The organism is Lactobacillus sp. WILCCON 0058 (genome assembly GCF_057198005.1).
This window is the reverse complement of record NZ_JBUBHM010000001.1, coordinates 300,064-313,707: the sequence shown is the minus strand read 5'-3', so window position 1 is coordinate 313,707 and position 13,644 is coordinate 300,064. Positions and strand designations below refer to the sequence as shown.

The window sequence follows — 13,644 nt, the reverse complement described above, 5'->3', positions numbered from 1 at the left end:
GCTTTTTATCTTGTCCTTAATCGCCTAAAAGCAGGACGCAGCGCAGGTCGTCTAAAGCAATGACGTGCTCGTCGATAACTACCTTGTCCTCCGCGTAGCCCCGGACAAAGCCAACTATTTCTTCCGGCCGTTCCCCGTTTTCATCCACTTCCTTCAGCTGGACAGCGACTGGGTGCTGATTGGCAAAGGCTGCTCCCAGCACTTTCCCGCACTCTTCCCGGCTCATCTCTGTCCGGTCTGGCACGCTTTTCTGCCTTGTCTCTTTATTGATCATGGCCGTGTGATCGCTTAGGAAAAAGCCCGCCCACTTCTTCATCCCCCGGTCCTGATAATGAGCAAAAAAATCCGTCACCCGCTGGTCAAACTCCTTACTCATAGGCGTTGCCCCCATTGTGGCCGCCAACCAGCCGGCTTCTGGCAATCGCCGTGGCCCCTGGCAAAAGGCTGGAGGCTCTGACGACACTGGCAAAGCCGTACTTCTTCCGTAATTTGTCGACTACCTGGTCCCGCTTCTGCTGCTTGATCTGCTCGGCTGGAGGCAGAAAAAAAGTCAGCTGCTGGCAGCCGGCCGGCGCTAAATTGCTGTAGGTCACCCCCAGCCGTCTGACGGCCTGCCCCCGCCACTTTCTTCTGAAAAGGGCCCAGAGCTTGGCCACCAAATCGCTGGAAATATCAGTAGGCGTGATCTTCTCTTGAATGCTGAAGCCAGCTGGATCAGCTTCATAGTCAGCGTAACCGACATAGAGGCTGACCCGGCCCGCCAGCAAATGGTGAGCCCTAATTCTGGCCGCGACCTGGTCGCCGATTTCTTGAATGACGATCTCGATTTCCCGCTGGTCCTCATAGTCCCGGTTCAAGATTTGGGAGTTTCCGTAGCTTTTGCTTTTGGGCCGGTACTTCTGCTTGATAATGCTCCGGTCCACTCCCCAGCTCATGGCAAAAAGCTGCTCGCCGATTACGCCGAACTCCTTCTTCAAAACTGCCGGATCGCTGTGGGCCAGGTCATACATGTTGTTGATCCCCAGCCGGCGCAGGCGATTGGCCGTCTTGACATTGATCCCCCAAACATCCTCCAGCTTGGGAATCTTCCAGATAGTATCGGGCACGTCAATATAGTGCCAGCAGGCAATCATCGAAGTCCGGTGCTTGGCGGAAATGTCCATGGCCAGTTTGGCTAAAAGGGGGTTCTCCCCAATCCCGCAAGTCGTGTACAGGCCCAGGCTGTCGTGAATGTCTTTTTGAATCTTCCGGGCCACCAAATAAGGGTCATCCCCAAACAAGTGCCAGGACTCAGTCATATCGATCATGCTTTCATCGATCGAATAGACATGGATATCCTCATCCGCCGCGTACTTGCGGAAAATCTGCAAAACCTCCATGCTGCGCTTGATGTAAAGATTCATATGCGGCTCAACCAGCATCAAGTCCGGGGCCTGGTCTTTAGGCGGCAAGTCCCTGGCCCGCATGACATTGCTCAGGCCGTACTTTTTCTTGGCCAAAGGCGAGGCAGCCATAATCAGGCCTGACCCCCAGTCAGTCCCCGGCTGCTGGGACACGACGGCTAAAGCGACTTCCATCGGATTCAGCCCCAGGCGCAGGGCCTCGCAAGAGGCATAGAAAGATTTGTTGTCGATCATGAAAATAACCCGGTGGGGCTCATAACGGTAATCGTACATCAAAATCCACTTCTTTCTTGAACATTTGTTCCAATAAATTATATCGAACTTTTGTTCTGAAAAGCAAGCGAACAAAAAATAAAACAGAAAATAAAAGCAAAAATAAAAAGAGGCCTCAGCCTCTTTTCCAAAAATTCAGTTTAATAGTCGCCGTTCATGATCGTGTTCTTGACGATGACGTAGTCAACCCGCTTGATTGATTCCAGGTCCCGGCCGCCGGCATAAGAGATGGAAGACTGCAGGTCTTCCTTCATTTCTTCCAAGGTGTCAGCGATGCTGCCCCGGTAAGGGACCAGCATTTGCTTGCCTTCAACGTTGCGGTAGGCACCCTTTTGCACTTCACTGGCTGAACCCCAGTACTGCTTGTAGGTCTTGCCGTCGATCTTGATCACGTTGCCCGGGGATTCTTCATGCCCGGCCAGCATTGACCCGATCATGACCATGCTGGCCCCGAAGCGGACAGACTTGGCGATGTCGCCGTTGTGGCGGATCCCCCCGTCAGCGATCAAAGGCTTTCTGGCCACCTTGCTGCACATTCTGAGGGCAGCCAGCTGCCAGCCGCCAGTCCCGAAACCGGTCTTGAGCTTGGTGATGCAGGCCTTGCCCGGGCCAACCCCGACCTTGGTAGCGTCAGCGCCGGCATTTTCCAATTCCCGGACGGCTTCTGGCGTTGCCACGTTGCCGGCCGTAAGGAAGGTGTCCGGCATTTTTTCCTTAATGTACTTGATCATGTCGATCACGTAGACTGAGTGCCCGTGGGCCACGTCGATCGTGGTGTATTCCGGGATTAAGTCCTTTTCCACCAGTTCGTCGATAAAGTCATATTCATCGTCCTTGATGCCGACGGAAATCGATGCAAAAAGTCCCTTCTCATGCATCATCTTGATGAAGTCGGCCCGCTTTTCGGGCTGGAAGCGGTGCATGACATAGTAATAGCCATTTTGGGCCAGCCAGACCGCCAGGTCTTCGTCAATGACGCTTTCCATGTTGGCGGGAACGACTGGGATCTTGAAAGTTCGGTTTCCAAACTTGACGCTCGTGTCACATTCCTTCCGGCTCTTCACGATGGCCTTGTTGGGCACCAGTTGGATATCATCATAGTCAAAAGCTTCCATGCTGAAATAATTGCTCATTCTTTGCCAGCTCCTTTTTTAAAGTACCTTTGATACTTTACTGACATTTCCCTTAAAAGTCAAGACTTATTCGAACCATTTACGAACGTTCTGAAAATATTATTCGGATTTTTTGTTGACTAATTGCCCGGTAAATGCTAACCTTTCTAACGTAAGTTCTACGAAATATTTTTTGAGGTGAAAAAATGACATCAATCGCAGTTGTCGGCAGCCAATGGGGCGACGAAGGCAAGGGTAAGATTACAGACTTTTTAGGGACGACGGCAGACCTGTCAGTTCGCGCTAACGGCGGTAACAACGCTGGCCACACGATCGACTTTGACGGCAAGGAATTCAAGATGCGCTTGATTCCATCCGGGATCTTCGCGGCTAAATTGGGCGCCGTGATCGGCAACGGGGTGGTTATCAACCCTGAAGTCCTCCTGGGCGAACTGGACAACTTGGAAAAGAGCGGGATCGACACCAGCAACTTGAAGATCTCCAACCGCGCTCACGTCATCATGCCTTACCACGTAATGCAAGACACTTATGAAGAAGAAGCCAAGGGCAGCTTGAAGGTCGGCACCACCAAGAACGGGATCGGGCCAACTTACATGGACAAGGCTTCCAGAATCGGCATCCGGGTTTGCGACCTGATCGATCCGGAAACTTTTGCGGAAAAGCTCCGCTTCAACCTGGAAAGCAAGAACGCCCTCTTCACCAAGGTTTACGGCAAGCCAGCCATGGACTTTGACGAAATCTACAACAAGTACGTTGAATATGGCAAGCGGATCGCCAAGTACGTTTGCGACACTTCCCTTTACGTCAACGACGCCCTGGACAAGGACGAAAAGGTCCTCTTTGAAGGTGCCCAAGGGATCATGCTGGACATCGACCAGGGTACCTACCCATTCGTAAGTTCTTCTAACTCAGTTTCCGGCGGGATCGCTTCCGGCAGCGGGATCGGGGCCAACCGGATCAAGACTGTCCTGGGCATCTGCAAGGCCTACACTACCAGAGTTGGTGCCGGCCCGTTCCCAACTGAACTGCACGATGAAACCGGCGACAAGATCCGGGACATCGCCCACGAATACGGCACTGTTACTGGCCGTCCGCGCCGGGTTGGCTGGTTTGACTCAGTTGCCCTCCGTCACGCTAAGCGCGTAGCCGGCATCAACGCCTTGAGCTTGAACCTGTTGGACGTCTTCAGCGGCTTTGACAAGATTAAGATCTGCGTGGCCTACGACTTGAATGGCAAGCAAATCGACTACTACCCAGCCAACTTGAAGGAAGTTGAAGCTTGCCAGCCAGTTTACGAAGAACTGCCAGCCTGGGAAGAAGACATCACCGGTGCCAAGAGCTGGGAAGACCTGCCAGAAAAGGCCCAGGCCTTCGTCAAGCGGATCAGTGAAATCACTGGCATCCCTGTCGTGACTGTTTCTGTCGGCCCAGACCGGGAACAAACCATCGTTTTGCAAGACCCATGGACTCTGTAAAAAATTAATATCTACTAAGAGCCTCGTCTTTGACGGGGTTCTTTATTTTGGCAAAAAATGTTTTATCTTGTTTTACTTGAAGAAAGTGCTACCATAGAGGCGTAAATAATATTATTTGGAAGAGATGTTTTTATCATGAAAAGCAAAAATCTTTTTCAATCCGTAAAGGATGTACTAAATGGTAAAATCGCTCTAAGTATCTTTACCTTTTCTACTACCTTCATAGCTGGTTTTGCGGCAGCGACTGTTGCCTTAGGGCTCAAGGGCGGTTATCATAACAGCTCCATAGCCGAAGCTATTATCTGCGGACTTATCCTCTTGTTCTATGGTATCTATGGCACATACAAGCTCTACAAGTTAAACAAGGTAAAAGTCAAGTTGACTACTAATAAATTTAGAGAGAGATTGTGGAATATTTTAACTGGAAAGGGAAGTTTGAGAATTATTGCGTTTTCTGATTCTTTATTTGCTGGCTTTGCAGTTGGGGCTATCGCCTTTTGGAATAGAAGCACAAGCAATTATGATCCAACCATTGAATTGGCCATAATCGCCATTTTCTCTTTTGGCTTTTCAATTGAAGAATTCTACAAGCTCAACAAAAAATAACACACAAAACCCGTCTAGCTCTAAGCCAGACGGGTTTTCCACTTTAGTTATCCACACTGGGATGATTGCCTACTTTTTCCAAAATATCCTTTCCAAAAGAGCGCTTCCTTTCCGCAATGTAAGTGCTATACTATATTTGTTGGAAATGTAATTTTTCGGAGGTAAAAAGTGAAAAAACTAAGCAAATTAATCGCAATTGGACTAGCAACTGGCCTTTCTGCTACAACTCTTTTGCAAGCAACAATTCCAACCGTGGTAAATGCATCTACTACAACAAGCAGTGTGCAAGTTACTAGTTCAACTAACAATTCTTCACAGGGATCATCAGACAACAAATGGCAAAACATAACCACAAAATCAGGAGAAACAATGCAAATCTTGCCAGATGATCCTTCAAGAATGAGCGGCAAGGTAAGATACAACGGTGAGGAACACTCTTACAAAATTACCAATGCAGATGGGATCTACACCATCTATTTAGATGGCGATGAAGTTTGCTCTATCGATATCAACAATAGCCAGGTACCGTCTTCTCAAAGTAGCAGTATTTTCAGCCCGTTTATCAACTTCAGCTACGCAAATGGCAAAGTTGCTTTTAGACATGCTGGAAGAAAATACTACTATCTAGATACTCAGAAATATAATAGCGAATCCGTAAGAAAAATAACTGAGAGTGGAAAGTTCATACTATCTACGTTGTTAACCTGCTTGGAAGACTTACACTTATAAGGATTCAGCTAGAAAACATTTGCAATCTGTAAAGTGGGTGTACAAGAAAGTACTATGAAAAAGCTGAAAGAAATTCTAGAAGGTAAAATTGCTACTAGCCTTTGTGCCTTCATTGCTAGTTTTGCAACCGGCATTACCACAACTGACATTATGTTGTGGAAAAAATATGGTTTTCTTGCTAAAGACATTTGGGAAGTAGCTCTTATTGGGATCGCTTTCTTTATTGACTCTATCTACTTCTTCTACAAGCTCAACAAAAAATAACACGCAAAAACCGTCTAGCTTAGAGCTAGACGGTTTTCCATTTTAATTTTCCACACTGAGGATGGTGACTTGGTAGTCTCCCATCGGCGCTTCAACCGTCACCACATCCCCAGCCTTGCGGTGCATGAGGGCGTGGCCCAAAGGACTGTCAAAGGGCAGCTTGCCATCGCCTACAGCCTCTTCCATCCGGCCCACGATCTTGTAGCTTTCCTCTTCCCCATCGTCTTCATAGCGGATGGTGACATTTTTTCCCAGGTTGACCTTGCCGTCATTCTTGATCTCAATGATTTCGGCATACTTGAGCTGCTTGTTCAAGTAGCGGACCCGGCTGTCCAGGTGGCGGAGTTCTCTTTTAGCGGTTGAATATTCAGTGTTTTCGGACAAGTCGCCCAGGGCCCGGGCCTCCTTCAGGTTCTGCACCCGGCGGGGCCGGTCAGCCTTCAAGGCCGCGATCTCGTCTTCAATCTGCTTGTAGCCCTCCGGGGTCATTTTTTGATAATATACCATGCTTGCCAGTCGCCTTTCACTTCTATTTTTAAATCATTATAGCCCGCCCAGATCTTTTTGCCAAAAAATTTATTTAGCAGTCAAAAAAGTTGAGTGCTAAATGCTCCATTTTTCCAAAAAGGGACTATAATATAGTTGTCGGGAAAGAAAGCGGCTCCACCGCTTCTCTTCCTGCCTCTGTTTGTAAAAAGCAGCTTGAATAGAATAATTTGTTGAAGGGAAGTTTTAGATTATGACTAATGATTTAATGAACCGTTACAACGACTTGTTCGATCACATGGGCGGCTGGCTCGACAACTCCAAGGACTTCTTGGACAGCCACGCTTTCAGAAACATTTTGCAATCAGACGTTGCTGAAGATGAGCACGAATACACCGTCAAGGTCGACGTGCCGGGGATGAGCAAGGATGACATCCACCTCTCCTACACTGACGGGATTTTGACGATTTCCGGCCACCGCAGCACTTTCAAGGATGACAGCGACAAGAAGAAGAACCTCTTGCGCCAGGAGCGCAGCGAAGGGTCAGTTTCCAGAAGCTTCAGCCTGCCGAACGTTGACAAGAAGGCCATCAGCGCCAAGCTTGACGGGGGCGTTTTGACGGTTACCCTGCCAAAGAGCGCTCCAGAAGAAAACGAAGACACGATTACTATCGAATAAGCTCAGAGTGCTTAGAGAAGCCCGCGAGGGCTTCTTTTTTTGCCAAAAATTTCAGTATAAAACTTGTGAAATTGTGAAAAGATGCCATTTAAGCATCAAAATTGACCGCTTAGGCAAATTTGGTTTCTTCTCAATTAATCGCATTATAATAACAATTGTGATCAGAAGATCATCCAAATTCAATTTGTGACCGGGAGGGTTTAACTATGGAAAAGTTACTAAAAATAATGTCCGAAGACGAATTAAAACAAGTCAAGGGCGGTAAGAAAAAGCAACCAAGTTGGGTAAAGTGGTCCAACGGAATCAGTGGACTAATTGGTGAACTAGCAGAGCCAGGTTCAATTAACTGGAAGCACCACCACTAATAATAATATGATCAAATTTAAGAGACCTGAATCCAACAATTATACAGAGTTCTATCAAACCAATTCTGAATACAATCTTCATTTAACAGGTTTAATAATGACTAAAAATCAGGAGCACAACATTCTAGAGGCACTAAGATCAATAGACAATTACTGTGACTCTATTGTAGTTGTAGACACAGGATCTACTGATAATACTATTCAGGTCGTTAAAGAAAATTTCTCTAAAGCTCATCTTTATCAAGTTCCTTGGCGAGAAAACTAGGCTTATATGAGAAACGAATGCTTAAAGTTCATTCCAGCAGGCTGGACTTTTATCATTGATTCTGACGAAGTGTTCGATAATTCACTCTGTACTAGTCATGAATTAAAAGATTTTCTATACTATCTAGATCAAACTAGTTCAGCACCTGTTTGTACTATAAAAATAAAATCATACAATGGCAATTCCTTTGTGAGGAAAAAGGTTCTATTCAAAAAGGATGACTTTATAAGGTATCATGGTTGCGTACATGAAGAGCTAATAACCATAAAAGGTAAATTAGATATCGTTGACTCCAATCTTTGCATAGTAAACAAGGGAAACAGCCCTCAAGAAATCGTAAGATTTAATAAGGCTAAAAGATACTCAAAACTACTATTGCATCAGATAGACCAAGAACCCAATAATCCACGTTGGGTTGCAATGATCTCTCAAGACTACATCGAGCTTGGATTTATATCTAAAAAATATTATATAAAGCATCTTAAAAAGTTTATATTTAGTAACGAAGCAGATAACTTTTCAGATAGCAACATTCAAGGCAGCAAATGGCTAAAATATCTTTTGGCAAGATACGCTCTTTTACTGATGTCAGATGGGAAACTTAACGAATCTATAGAATGCTCAAAGGCGGCTATGAAGAAATTTCCCTATGATGCGAACTTTTTAGCAATATTTATCTCTGCAAGCAATATATTAAATGAAACCAGAAACAGGTCTACCTTAAAATTCGTCAACAAGTGTCTAAGACAATATGAATCAAATCTTGACAAGGTAGAGGAAGAATCTCAGGGAACCGAAGATTCAGTAATACCTGCTTTAATAAAATTACTAATTAACATTGGCGAGTATTCTAGCGCCAAAAATCTTGTTGAAAATATTGATAATCCAGAGTATAAAGAGTTATTAGATAGTGAAATAGATTTTCTATTGTAAATAGGAGAACACGGTTATGGAATATGTAATTCTGTTAGTAGTTGGCTTGCTACTTATTGTAGGCGGTGCTTTTGCTTTTAAACAAACTAAGAAGTATCTTGAGTTAAAAACAAATAGTAGCAATTATTCTAATGATCAATGGTGGGGATTTGCTCTATGGAGTGGATATATTGGAGCAGGCATCTTGTCACTAGTTGGCGCTATTTTAATTATTGTTTCTGTAATTTCAATGCTATAAATTGATCATTAATAGTATTATTTAGGTAACTACCTAGGTAACGCTATTTTTTATTAGAGTGAGGAATCTTTTTATGAAAAAATTAGATAAAACAGAGCTTCAAAAAATTAAGGGCGGTACTACACAATCTCAGCTTTCTGCTTATATTACTACCAACTTTATTAACATACGGGGCTTTAATACTGATAAGAAAAGCCACCAATTATACAAGAGTTTAGTTAAAGCTTTTAGAAAGCAATGAGTAAATATCAATGAACAATACATTTGAATTATTTAGCATACTTGCCAATATTATACTAAGTTTGATTGTAGATTTATCTATTTTTACCAAAATATCTATGGTCAAGTTTACGTCATCCCAGAAAATTCTTGTCACTGCTTTTTATATTTTTTGCTTTATAGCCTCCGTATTAATCCCGTCTAATGTAGTCGTCAATATTTCGATTACAATTGTAGAAATTCTTTTCTTCACACTACTTGGTTTAAGAAACACAAAAGATAAATTTCTAATTCTAGGTGCTGCGCTTTTCCTAGGAATTTTTGACTCCATTACTATCATCCTTTCTAACTTAATTCTTTTTCTCTTTCCCATTTTGGACTCTAGTAATTTAGATTTTTTTACTAATATTGCGATTATTATTATTAGTTACCTACTACTCCTTAAAATTATTCCCAAAATCATTACTAACCTAACTAGCACCAATAAAAAAGTTTTTATTGGTGTTTTGGCGTATATATATATTAGTTCGATGGTTCTTAACGCGTATGTTTTAAGCGATACCAAACCAACCGAGGTCATCATCGTATCTTTAGCTTTATTGTTTTTGCAATCGATTTTTATTTTGATCATGTATATTTCTTTAGTCGAAATACAAAAGAAGTTGCTTTCCCATACTCAACAAAAAGAACTGCTCCAGGAAAAGCAGGAACTAGAAGAATACTCATCTTATCTAGATCAAAACGAGGATGATCTTCGCAGGTTTAAGCATGATTATCAAAACATTCTTAATAGCTTAAAAATTGACGCTCAAGAAGGCAATGTCAAAGGCGTTATTGACAAATTAAGTGAATATACAAATAGTCATTTTAACGAAGAAGCATTACGAAAGTACAAAGACTTAAATCATATTCATATAAAAGAACTTAAAAGTATAGTATTTAGCAAACTGACACAAATGTACAGTTTAGGAATTTTATATAGCTTTGGATGTGAATCCGAAATTTATGAAATTCCCCAAAATATCGATTTACTTGATTTGGTGAGAGTGATTGGTATTACTTTTGACAACGCAATTGAGGCAGAAACGGGTTATTTTAACTCCAATTTCCTTCAGAAACAAGACTTACGAATTGAAGCCATGTATTATCAAGATCATGACGACTTTGAGTTTATGATCAGAAATCGAATTCCTAATTCTGATATTACTTTGAGTCAGTTAACTGAAAAAGGATACACGACTAAAAAGCAACATCCTGGCCTCGGATTAGCAAACGTTAAGCAATTTTCTCAAAAATACGACAATGTCATAATTGACTATCATATCAAGGATACTTGGTTTATTTTCAATCTAACCATCCTGCCAATAGATGAGGTAATAGACTAGCTATGAAGTATCAAGTATTTATTTGTGATGACAATCAAGATACAATTGGTCAGCTTAAGCACATGCTATTAATCGCTGCTTTTCGATTATCTGATAACGATTCGGTAACTTTTAACGTATTTGGGCAAGCGACAACATACAAAAGTGCTATCAATATTTTACAGAAGACAATACCTACCGGTGGAATCTATTTCCTAGATGTTGAGCTTGGTAAAAATATTGGTAAAGATAACGGATTTGACTTAGCAGAATACATTAAGCAAAACGATCCAAAAGCTCAGATTATTTTCGTTACAAGTCATGCCGACCTTTCTATCATCACTTATCAAAGACGATTGGGGCCTATCGATTATATAGTAAAAAGCTCTAATGTAGCAGAGTTAACTACGCGTATTTCAGACACCTTAAAATCAGCCATTAATTATTTTGAAAACTCAAGCTCAGAATCTGCAAACTTCTTTACTTATAAAGCTGGATATGAAGTAAAGAAAATTGCTGCAGATAATATTTACTATATTTCAACTACTGGCAACTCCCATAAATTAGAACTTGTTCATACCAACGGAATTAGTCAGTTTATCGGTAGTATCAGCAAAATTGCGGAAACGGCACCTTATCTCTTGCAAATCAGTCAATCATGCTTAATTAATCCTAAAAAAGCTGAAATTGATTATCAGTCGCACAAAATCACCTTCCCTAACGGTGATATTCAATACTATTCACGAAAAAACAGTCATATGCTTAGAAAATATTTTTCAAAATGATCAGCCTATTTAATTCTATTAAGTATCATAAATCGTATATATCTCAATTGGAAGAAACTGATTGTGGAATAGCTTGTTTAGCAATGGTTTTAAAAAGCTACCATTCAGATGTAACTTTAGCCCATTTACGACATCTAGCCAAAACAAATATTGAAGGTACCACTGCACTTGGTTTGGTAAAAGCAGCAGAACAGCTATATTTAGATGTTACTGCTGTTAAAGCAGATTTATCATTATTCCATTCTAGAAATACCACATATCCACTAATTGTGCACGTAATTAAAGATAACGAGCTCCTTCATTACTATACTGTTTTAAAAGATTTGGGCTCAAAATTATTAATTGCTGATCCAGACCCAAATATCGGAATTATTGAAATTACTAAATGCTAGTTTCCCAGGATTTTACAACTCAAACCATACGGTTGGCAGATTTTCTGCTAACCGTATTTCTTTTTATGCATGACTTTCTAGAAACGCGAGGATCTCAGCTTTGGTTCTGGTACTTTTATCAATAGCTTTTAGTAATTCCTCCTGCTCTCGGTGCTTCTTGAGCTCATAGAGGGCATCAAGCTTCTCTGACGCTTTATCGCAGCGCTCTTTGAGGCGTCGGAGCTGTTCTTCTGTTTGGGAGATCTCTGCTTCAATAGTTTTAATACTCTTCGTTCTCGGCATCTTCATCATCATCTTTCTGTTCTTCTGGCATTGCGGCGTTCTTAATGTCTTTTCCAATCAGTCTTGCCTGTGCTTTGATCCATTCTTCGTCTAGCCCAAAAGCGCCTAGTATTACTTTCTGGGTAGCCGTGACTGCGTGATCGAGCTTATAGTTGCCGTTCGGCTGTCGTATCAGTTCAATCTTTTCGAGCTCTTTCAGTGCCGAAGGTACGTTCAGATAGTTAGGCTTGCCCGGCATTTCGGCTTTACGTTTTCTCAGAAGCGTGTAGATTCTTGCCCGGATTATCAAAGCAATGAACTGAATGAAGATCTTCGCTTCAGCTGCCTGGCTGCTTGCGACTCTGAATGAACGGTTGCCAAGGAAGGTCTTATCACTGCCAAACAGCTTTTCTGAGATATCGCGGCTTTTGTAAAGGTTCAAAGCTTCTGAAGCCGTCATCTTTTCAGAGGTCACAATTGCGAAATAGCCGCACAGCTGCAGCTCTCGTTCAATGACATCTTCCCGCTCCTCGTAGCCATAGAACTTGCCTTTGTGGTAGGTAAGCTTGAAGTAGTGCTCGTATCTCTTTGGAAGCTTGTATTCTCTGCCCTTTATCTTGTCCATCTCGGCTTCCATTCGGTCCAGATCAGCTTCCAGTCTAGCACGTTCGCTGGCCTGCTTCTTGGCTTTGTAGTAGATGTGGAAGTAGCGGTCAGTGTCGTCATCCGCGTACAGCTTGGCTTTAACCGTCATACCATAAGTCCGGTAAGCCTTGATTGAGCAGGCTCTCTTTGATTCGAAGTCACCCATGTGCTCCATGATCAAGCCGTGTACAAAGGAGGCTCTGCCTTTAACCATCATCACGAAATCATAGTCACATGAGTCCATGAACTGGATGTTAGCCTTACTGAAGTATCCGCGATCAAGGATGAAGCCTATCTTCTTATAGCCGTAGCCGCGAATCTTCTCCAGCATGTATTTCAGCTGCGAGACGTCAACGATACTGCCCGGGTAGCTCTCGTAAAGCAGGGGCTTCTCATTGGTCATATCGTAAGCAATCGAGTAGTTGATGATTGGCGCGCCAACGTCATTCTTGGGGTGACCGTATTCAGCCATCTCAATATCTCCAGCCTTGCAGTTCTTGTTGGTGGAGTCATAGGAAACGTAGATTTTCTCATTCTTGTCATGGGTGGCGTTCCAGCTGTTCAAGAAGTCGACCCTGTCATTGTCATCGATCTCGCGAATGAAGCGCGAGATTGTAGAGTCACTGTAAATCTTGTTCTGTGGCGTCATCAATGGATGGTTGTAGGCATAATCCGGGAAGTGCTGAGCCACGTTGCTTTCTGCGATAACAGAGTACGCGGCCAGGTCAAGGAGCAGTCCTTTTCCCCGATCATCCCAGCGCTTCAAGTGTTCAGCGAGCTTGTAGTCTTCAATAATTCGTCTGACTACAGAGAAGGCACCAATTCGGATACAGCTGCTTCTGGACTCATTGACTGGTTCAGCCGCCGTTCCTTCGGCGGGAATCTCAACATCAGGGAAGAATTTTTCGAAGTTGGGGTTAGGGAACATCATTCCCGGATGATCAGGGGCAGCTTTCCCAATGGTCGTTCTTTTGGCGACGTTGTATTTCTTCTCGGGAAGGTACTCTCTAGCATAAGTGTATTCGATGTAGGTAGTCTTGCCTCGTTTATTTCTGGAAATTTTACCAGTGTTCTTAGGAATATTTACTAGGCAGTTGTAGTACATGATGCTCTCCTTCATTGAGTATGA

General features: G+C 43.0%; 19 protein-coding genes. 13 read left to right on the top strand and 6 right to left on the bottom strand.

Annotated features, from left to right (window positions below; genetic code table 11):
- Positions 1–16: 16 nt before the first annotated feature.
- The 3 genes from ACYVUU_RS01495 to ACYVUU_RS01485 form a co-directional block, all read right to left on the bottom strand.
- Positions 17–376 carry a hypothetical protein gene (locus ACYVUU_RS01495; protein ID WP_484499760.1) on the bottom strand — a complete coding sequence of 120 codons (360 nt, stop codon included), beginning with the start codon at positions 374–376 and terminating at the stop codon, positions 17–19.
- Positions 369–1,676 carry a Y-family DNA polymerase gene (locus ACYVUU_RS01490; protein ID WP_484499759.1) on the bottom strand — a complete coding sequence of 436 codons (1,308 nt, stop codon included), beginning with the start codon at positions 1,674–1,676 and terminating at the stop codon, positions 369–371. Before ACYVUU_RS01490 ends, ACYVUU_RS01495 begins: the two co-directional genes overlap by 8 nt.
- A 140-nt stretch (positions 1,677–1,816) precedes the next feature.
- Positions 1,817–2,809, bottom strand: coding sequence for a GMP reductase (locus ACYVUU_RS01485; RefSeq protein WP_439775280.1), 993 nt, complete (start codon positions 2,807–2,809; stop codon positions 1,817–1,819).
- A gap of 185 nt (positions 2,810–2,994) precedes the next feature.
- Here ACYVUU_RS01485 and ACYVUU_RS01480 point away from each other — a divergent pair, with 185 nt between their 5' ends.
- The 4 genes from ACYVUU_RS01480 (at position 2,995) to ACYVUU_RS01465 (ending at position 5,883) form a co-directional block, all read left to right on the top strand.
- Positions 2,995–4,284, top strand: a complete 1,290-nt coding sequence (locus tag ACYVUU_RS01480) for an adenylosuccinate synthase (protein ID WP_484499758.1) — start codon at positions 2,995–2,997, stop codon at positions 4,282–4,284.
- A 135-nt stretch (positions 4,285–4,419) separates the two neighbouring features.
- Entirely contained in the window at positions 4,420–4,890 is a 471-nt protein-coding gene (locus ACYVUU_RS01475; protein WP_439775278.1) for a hypothetical protein, read from the top strand.
- A 168-nt stretch (positions 4,891–5,058) separates the two neighbouring features.
- Positions 5,059–5,619 (top strand): hypothetical protein, encoded by a 561-nt coding sequence (locus tag ACYVUU_RS01470; protein WP_484499757.1) that lies wholly within the window; start codon positions 5,059–5,061, stop codon positions 5,617–5,619.
- Between the two features lie 54 nt (positions 5,620–5,673).
- A complete protein-coding gene (locus ACYVUU_RS01465) occupies positions 5,674–5,883 on the top strand; it encodes a hypothetical protein (protein ID WP_484499756.1) in 210 nt (69 codons plus the stop codon).
- Positions 5,884–5,925: 42 nt separating this feature from the next.
- Here the strand turns inward: ACYVUU_RS01465 and greA are convergent, their stop codons facing one another.
- Positions 5,926–6,390 carry a transcription elongation factor GreA gene (greA, locus tag ACYVUU_RS01460; RefSeq protein WP_484499755.1) on the bottom strand — a complete coding sequence of 155 codons (465 nt, stop codon included), beginning with the start codon at positions 6,388–6,390 and terminating at the stop codon, positions 5,926–5,928.
- 232 nt (positions 6,391–6,622) lie between these two features.
- On the opposite strand from greA, the gene ACYVUU_RS01455 reads away from it, so the two are divergent.
- The 9 genes from ACYVUU_RS01455 to ACYVUU_RS01415 all read left to right on the top strand — a co-directional run bounded on the left by ACYVUU_RS01455 (position 6,623) and on the right by ACYVUU_RS01415 (position 11,609).
- Positions 6,623–7,048 (top strand): Hsp20/alpha crystallin family protein, encoded by a 426-nt coding sequence (locus tag ACYVUU_RS01455; protein ID WP_484499754.1) that lies wholly within the window; start codon positions 6,623–6,625, stop codon positions 7,046–7,048.
- Positions 7,049–7,254: 206 nt separating this feature from the next.
- Positions 7,255–7,413 (top strand): bacteriocin, encoded by a 159-nt coding sequence (locus tag ACYVUU_RS01450; RefSeq protein ID WP_484499753.1) that lies wholly within the window; start codon positions 7,255–7,257, stop codon positions 7,411–7,413.
- Positions 7,414–7,420: 7 nt separating this feature from the next.
- A complete protein-coding gene (locus tag ACYVUU_RS01445) occupies positions 7,421–7,678 on the top strand; it encodes a glycosyltransferase (RefSeq protein WP_484499752.1) in 258 nt (85 codons plus the stop codon).
- Positions 7,679–7,684: 6 nt separating this feature from the next.
- Positions 7,685–8,611, top strand: a complete 927-nt coding sequence (locus ACYVUU_RS01440; protein ID WP_484499751.1) for a glycosyltransferase family protein — start codon at positions 7,685–7,687, stop codon at positions 8,609–8,611.
- Between the two features lie 16 nt (positions 8,612–8,627).
- Complete coding sequence (locus tag ACYVUU_RS01435; RefSeq protein WP_439775271.1) at positions 8,628–8,849, top strand: hypothetical protein; 222 nt, start codon at positions 8,628–8,630, stop codon at positions 8,847–8,849.
- 73 nt (positions 8,850–8,922) lie between these two features.
- A complete protein-coding gene (locus tag ACYVUU_RS01430) occupies positions 8,923–9,090 on the top strand; it encodes a bacteriocin (protein ID WP_484499750.1) in 168 nt (55 codons plus the stop codon).
- 10 nt (positions 9,091–9,100) lie between these two features.
- Positions 9,101–10,453, top strand: a complete 1,353-nt coding sequence (locus tag ACYVUU_RS01425; protein WP_484499749.1) for a GHKL domain-containing protein — start codon at positions 9,101–9,103, stop codon at positions 10,451–10,453.
- 2 nt (positions 10,454–10,455) lie between these two features.
- Complete coding sequence (locus tag ACYVUU_RS01420) at positions 10,456–11,217, top strand: LytR/AlgR family response regulator transcription factor (RefSeq protein WP_439775269.1); 762 nt, start codon at positions 10,456–10,458, stop codon at positions 11,215–11,217.
- The gene (locus ACYVUU_RS01415) at positions 11,214–11,609 is read left to right on the top strand and encodes a cysteine peptidase family C39 domain-containing protein (RefSeq protein WP_484499748.1); all 396 of its coding nucleotides are present in this window, start codon (positions 11,214–11,216) and stop codon (positions 11,607–11,609) included. Before ACYVUU_RS01420 ends, ACYVUU_RS01415 begins: the two co-directional genes overlap by 4 nt.
- Positions 11,610–11,672: 63 nt before the next feature.
- Here ACYVUU_RS01415 and ACYVUU_RS01410 read toward each other — a convergent pair whose 3' ends face one another.
- The gene (locus ACYVUU_RS01410) at positions 11,673–11,903 is read right to left on the bottom strand and encodes a hypothetical protein (protein ID WP_484499575.1); all 231 of its coding nucleotides are present in this window, start codon (positions 11,901–11,903) and stop codon (positions 11,673–11,675) included.
- Complete coding sequence (locus ACYVUU_RS01405; RefSeq protein WP_484499605.1) at positions 11,869–13,620, bottom strand: IS1634 family transposase; 1,752 nt, start codon at positions 13,618–13,620, stop codon at positions 11,869–11,871. Before ACYVUU_RS01405 ends, ACYVUU_RS01410 begins: the two co-directional genes overlap by 35 nt.
- Positions 13,621–13,644 lie beyond the last annotated feature (24 nt).

Bases quoted from the DNA above. Each gene is read 5' to 3' on its own strand.
- ACYVUU_RS01440 (WP_484499751.1), top strand. From the start codon at position 7,685: ATGAGAAACGAATGCTTAAAGTTCATTCCAGCAGGCTGGACTTTTATC.
- ACYVUU_RS01405 (WP_484499605.1), bottom strand. From the start codon at position 13,620: ATGTACTACAACTGCCTAGTAAATATTCCTAAGAACACTGGTAAAATT.
- ACYVUU_RS01455 (WP_484499754.1), top strand. From the start codon at position 6,623: ATGACTAATGATTTAATGAACCGTTACAACGACTTGTTCGATCACATG.
- greA (WP_484499755.1), bottom strand. From the start codon at position 6,390: ATGGTATATTATCAAAAAATGACCCCGGAGGGCTACAAGCAGATTGAA.
- ACYVUU_RS01485 (WP_439775280.1), bottom strand. From the start codon at position 2,809: ATGAGCAATTATTTCAGCATGGAAGCTTTTGACTATGATGATATCCAA.
- ACYVUU_RS01465 (WP_484499756.1), top strand. From the start codon at position 5,674: ATGAAAAAGCTGAAAGAAATTCTAGAAGGTAAAATTGCTACTAGCCTT.
- ACYVUU_RS01415 (WP_484499748.1), top strand. From the start codon at position 11,214: ATGATCAGCCTATTTAATTCTATTAAGTATCATAAATCGTATATATCT.
- ACYVUU_RS01450 (WP_484499753.1), top strand. From the start codon at position 7,255: ATGGAAAAGTTACTAAAAATAATGTCCGAAGACGAATTAAAACAAGTC.
- ACYVUU_RS01430 (WP_484499750.1), top strand. From the start codon at position 8,923: ATGAAAAAATTAGATAAAACAGAGCTTCAAAAAATTAAGGGCGGTACT.
- ACYVUU_RS01420 (WP_439775269.1), top strand. From the start codon at position 10,456: ATGAAGTATCAAGTATTTATTTGTGATGACAATCAAGATACAATTGGT.
- ACYVUU_RS01475 (WP_439775278.1), top strand. From the start codon at position 4,420: ATGAAAAGCAAAAATCTTTTTCAATCCGTAAAGGATGTACTAAATGGT.
- ACYVUU_RS01410 (WP_484499575.1), bottom strand. From the start codon at position 11,903: ATGATGATGAAGATGCCGAGAACGAAGAGTATTAAAACTATTGAAGCA.
- ACYVUU_RS01425 (WP_484499749.1), top strand. From the start codon at position 9,101: ATGAACAATACATTTGAATTATTTAGCATACTTGCCAATATTATACTA.
- ACYVUU_RS01435 (WP_439775271.1), top strand. From the start codon at position 8,628: ATGGAATATGTAATTCTGTTAGTAGTTGGCTTGCTACTTATTGTAGGC.
- ACYVUU_RS01480 (WP_484499758.1), top strand. From the start codon at position 2,995: ATGACATCAATCGCAGTTGTCGGCAGCCAATGGGGCGACGAAGGCAAG.
- ACYVUU_RS01495 (WP_484499760.1), bottom strand. From the start codon at position 376: ATGAGTAAGGAGTTTGACCAGCGGGTGACGGATTTTTTTGCTCATTAT.
- ACYVUU_RS01445 (WP_484499752.1), top strand. From the start codon at position 7,421: ATGATCAAATTTAAGAGACCTGAATCCAACAATTATACAGAGTTCTAT.
- ACYVUU_RS01490 (WP_484499759.1), bottom strand. From the start codon at position 1,676: ATGTACGATTACCGTTATGAGCCCCACCGGGTTATTTTCATGATCGAC.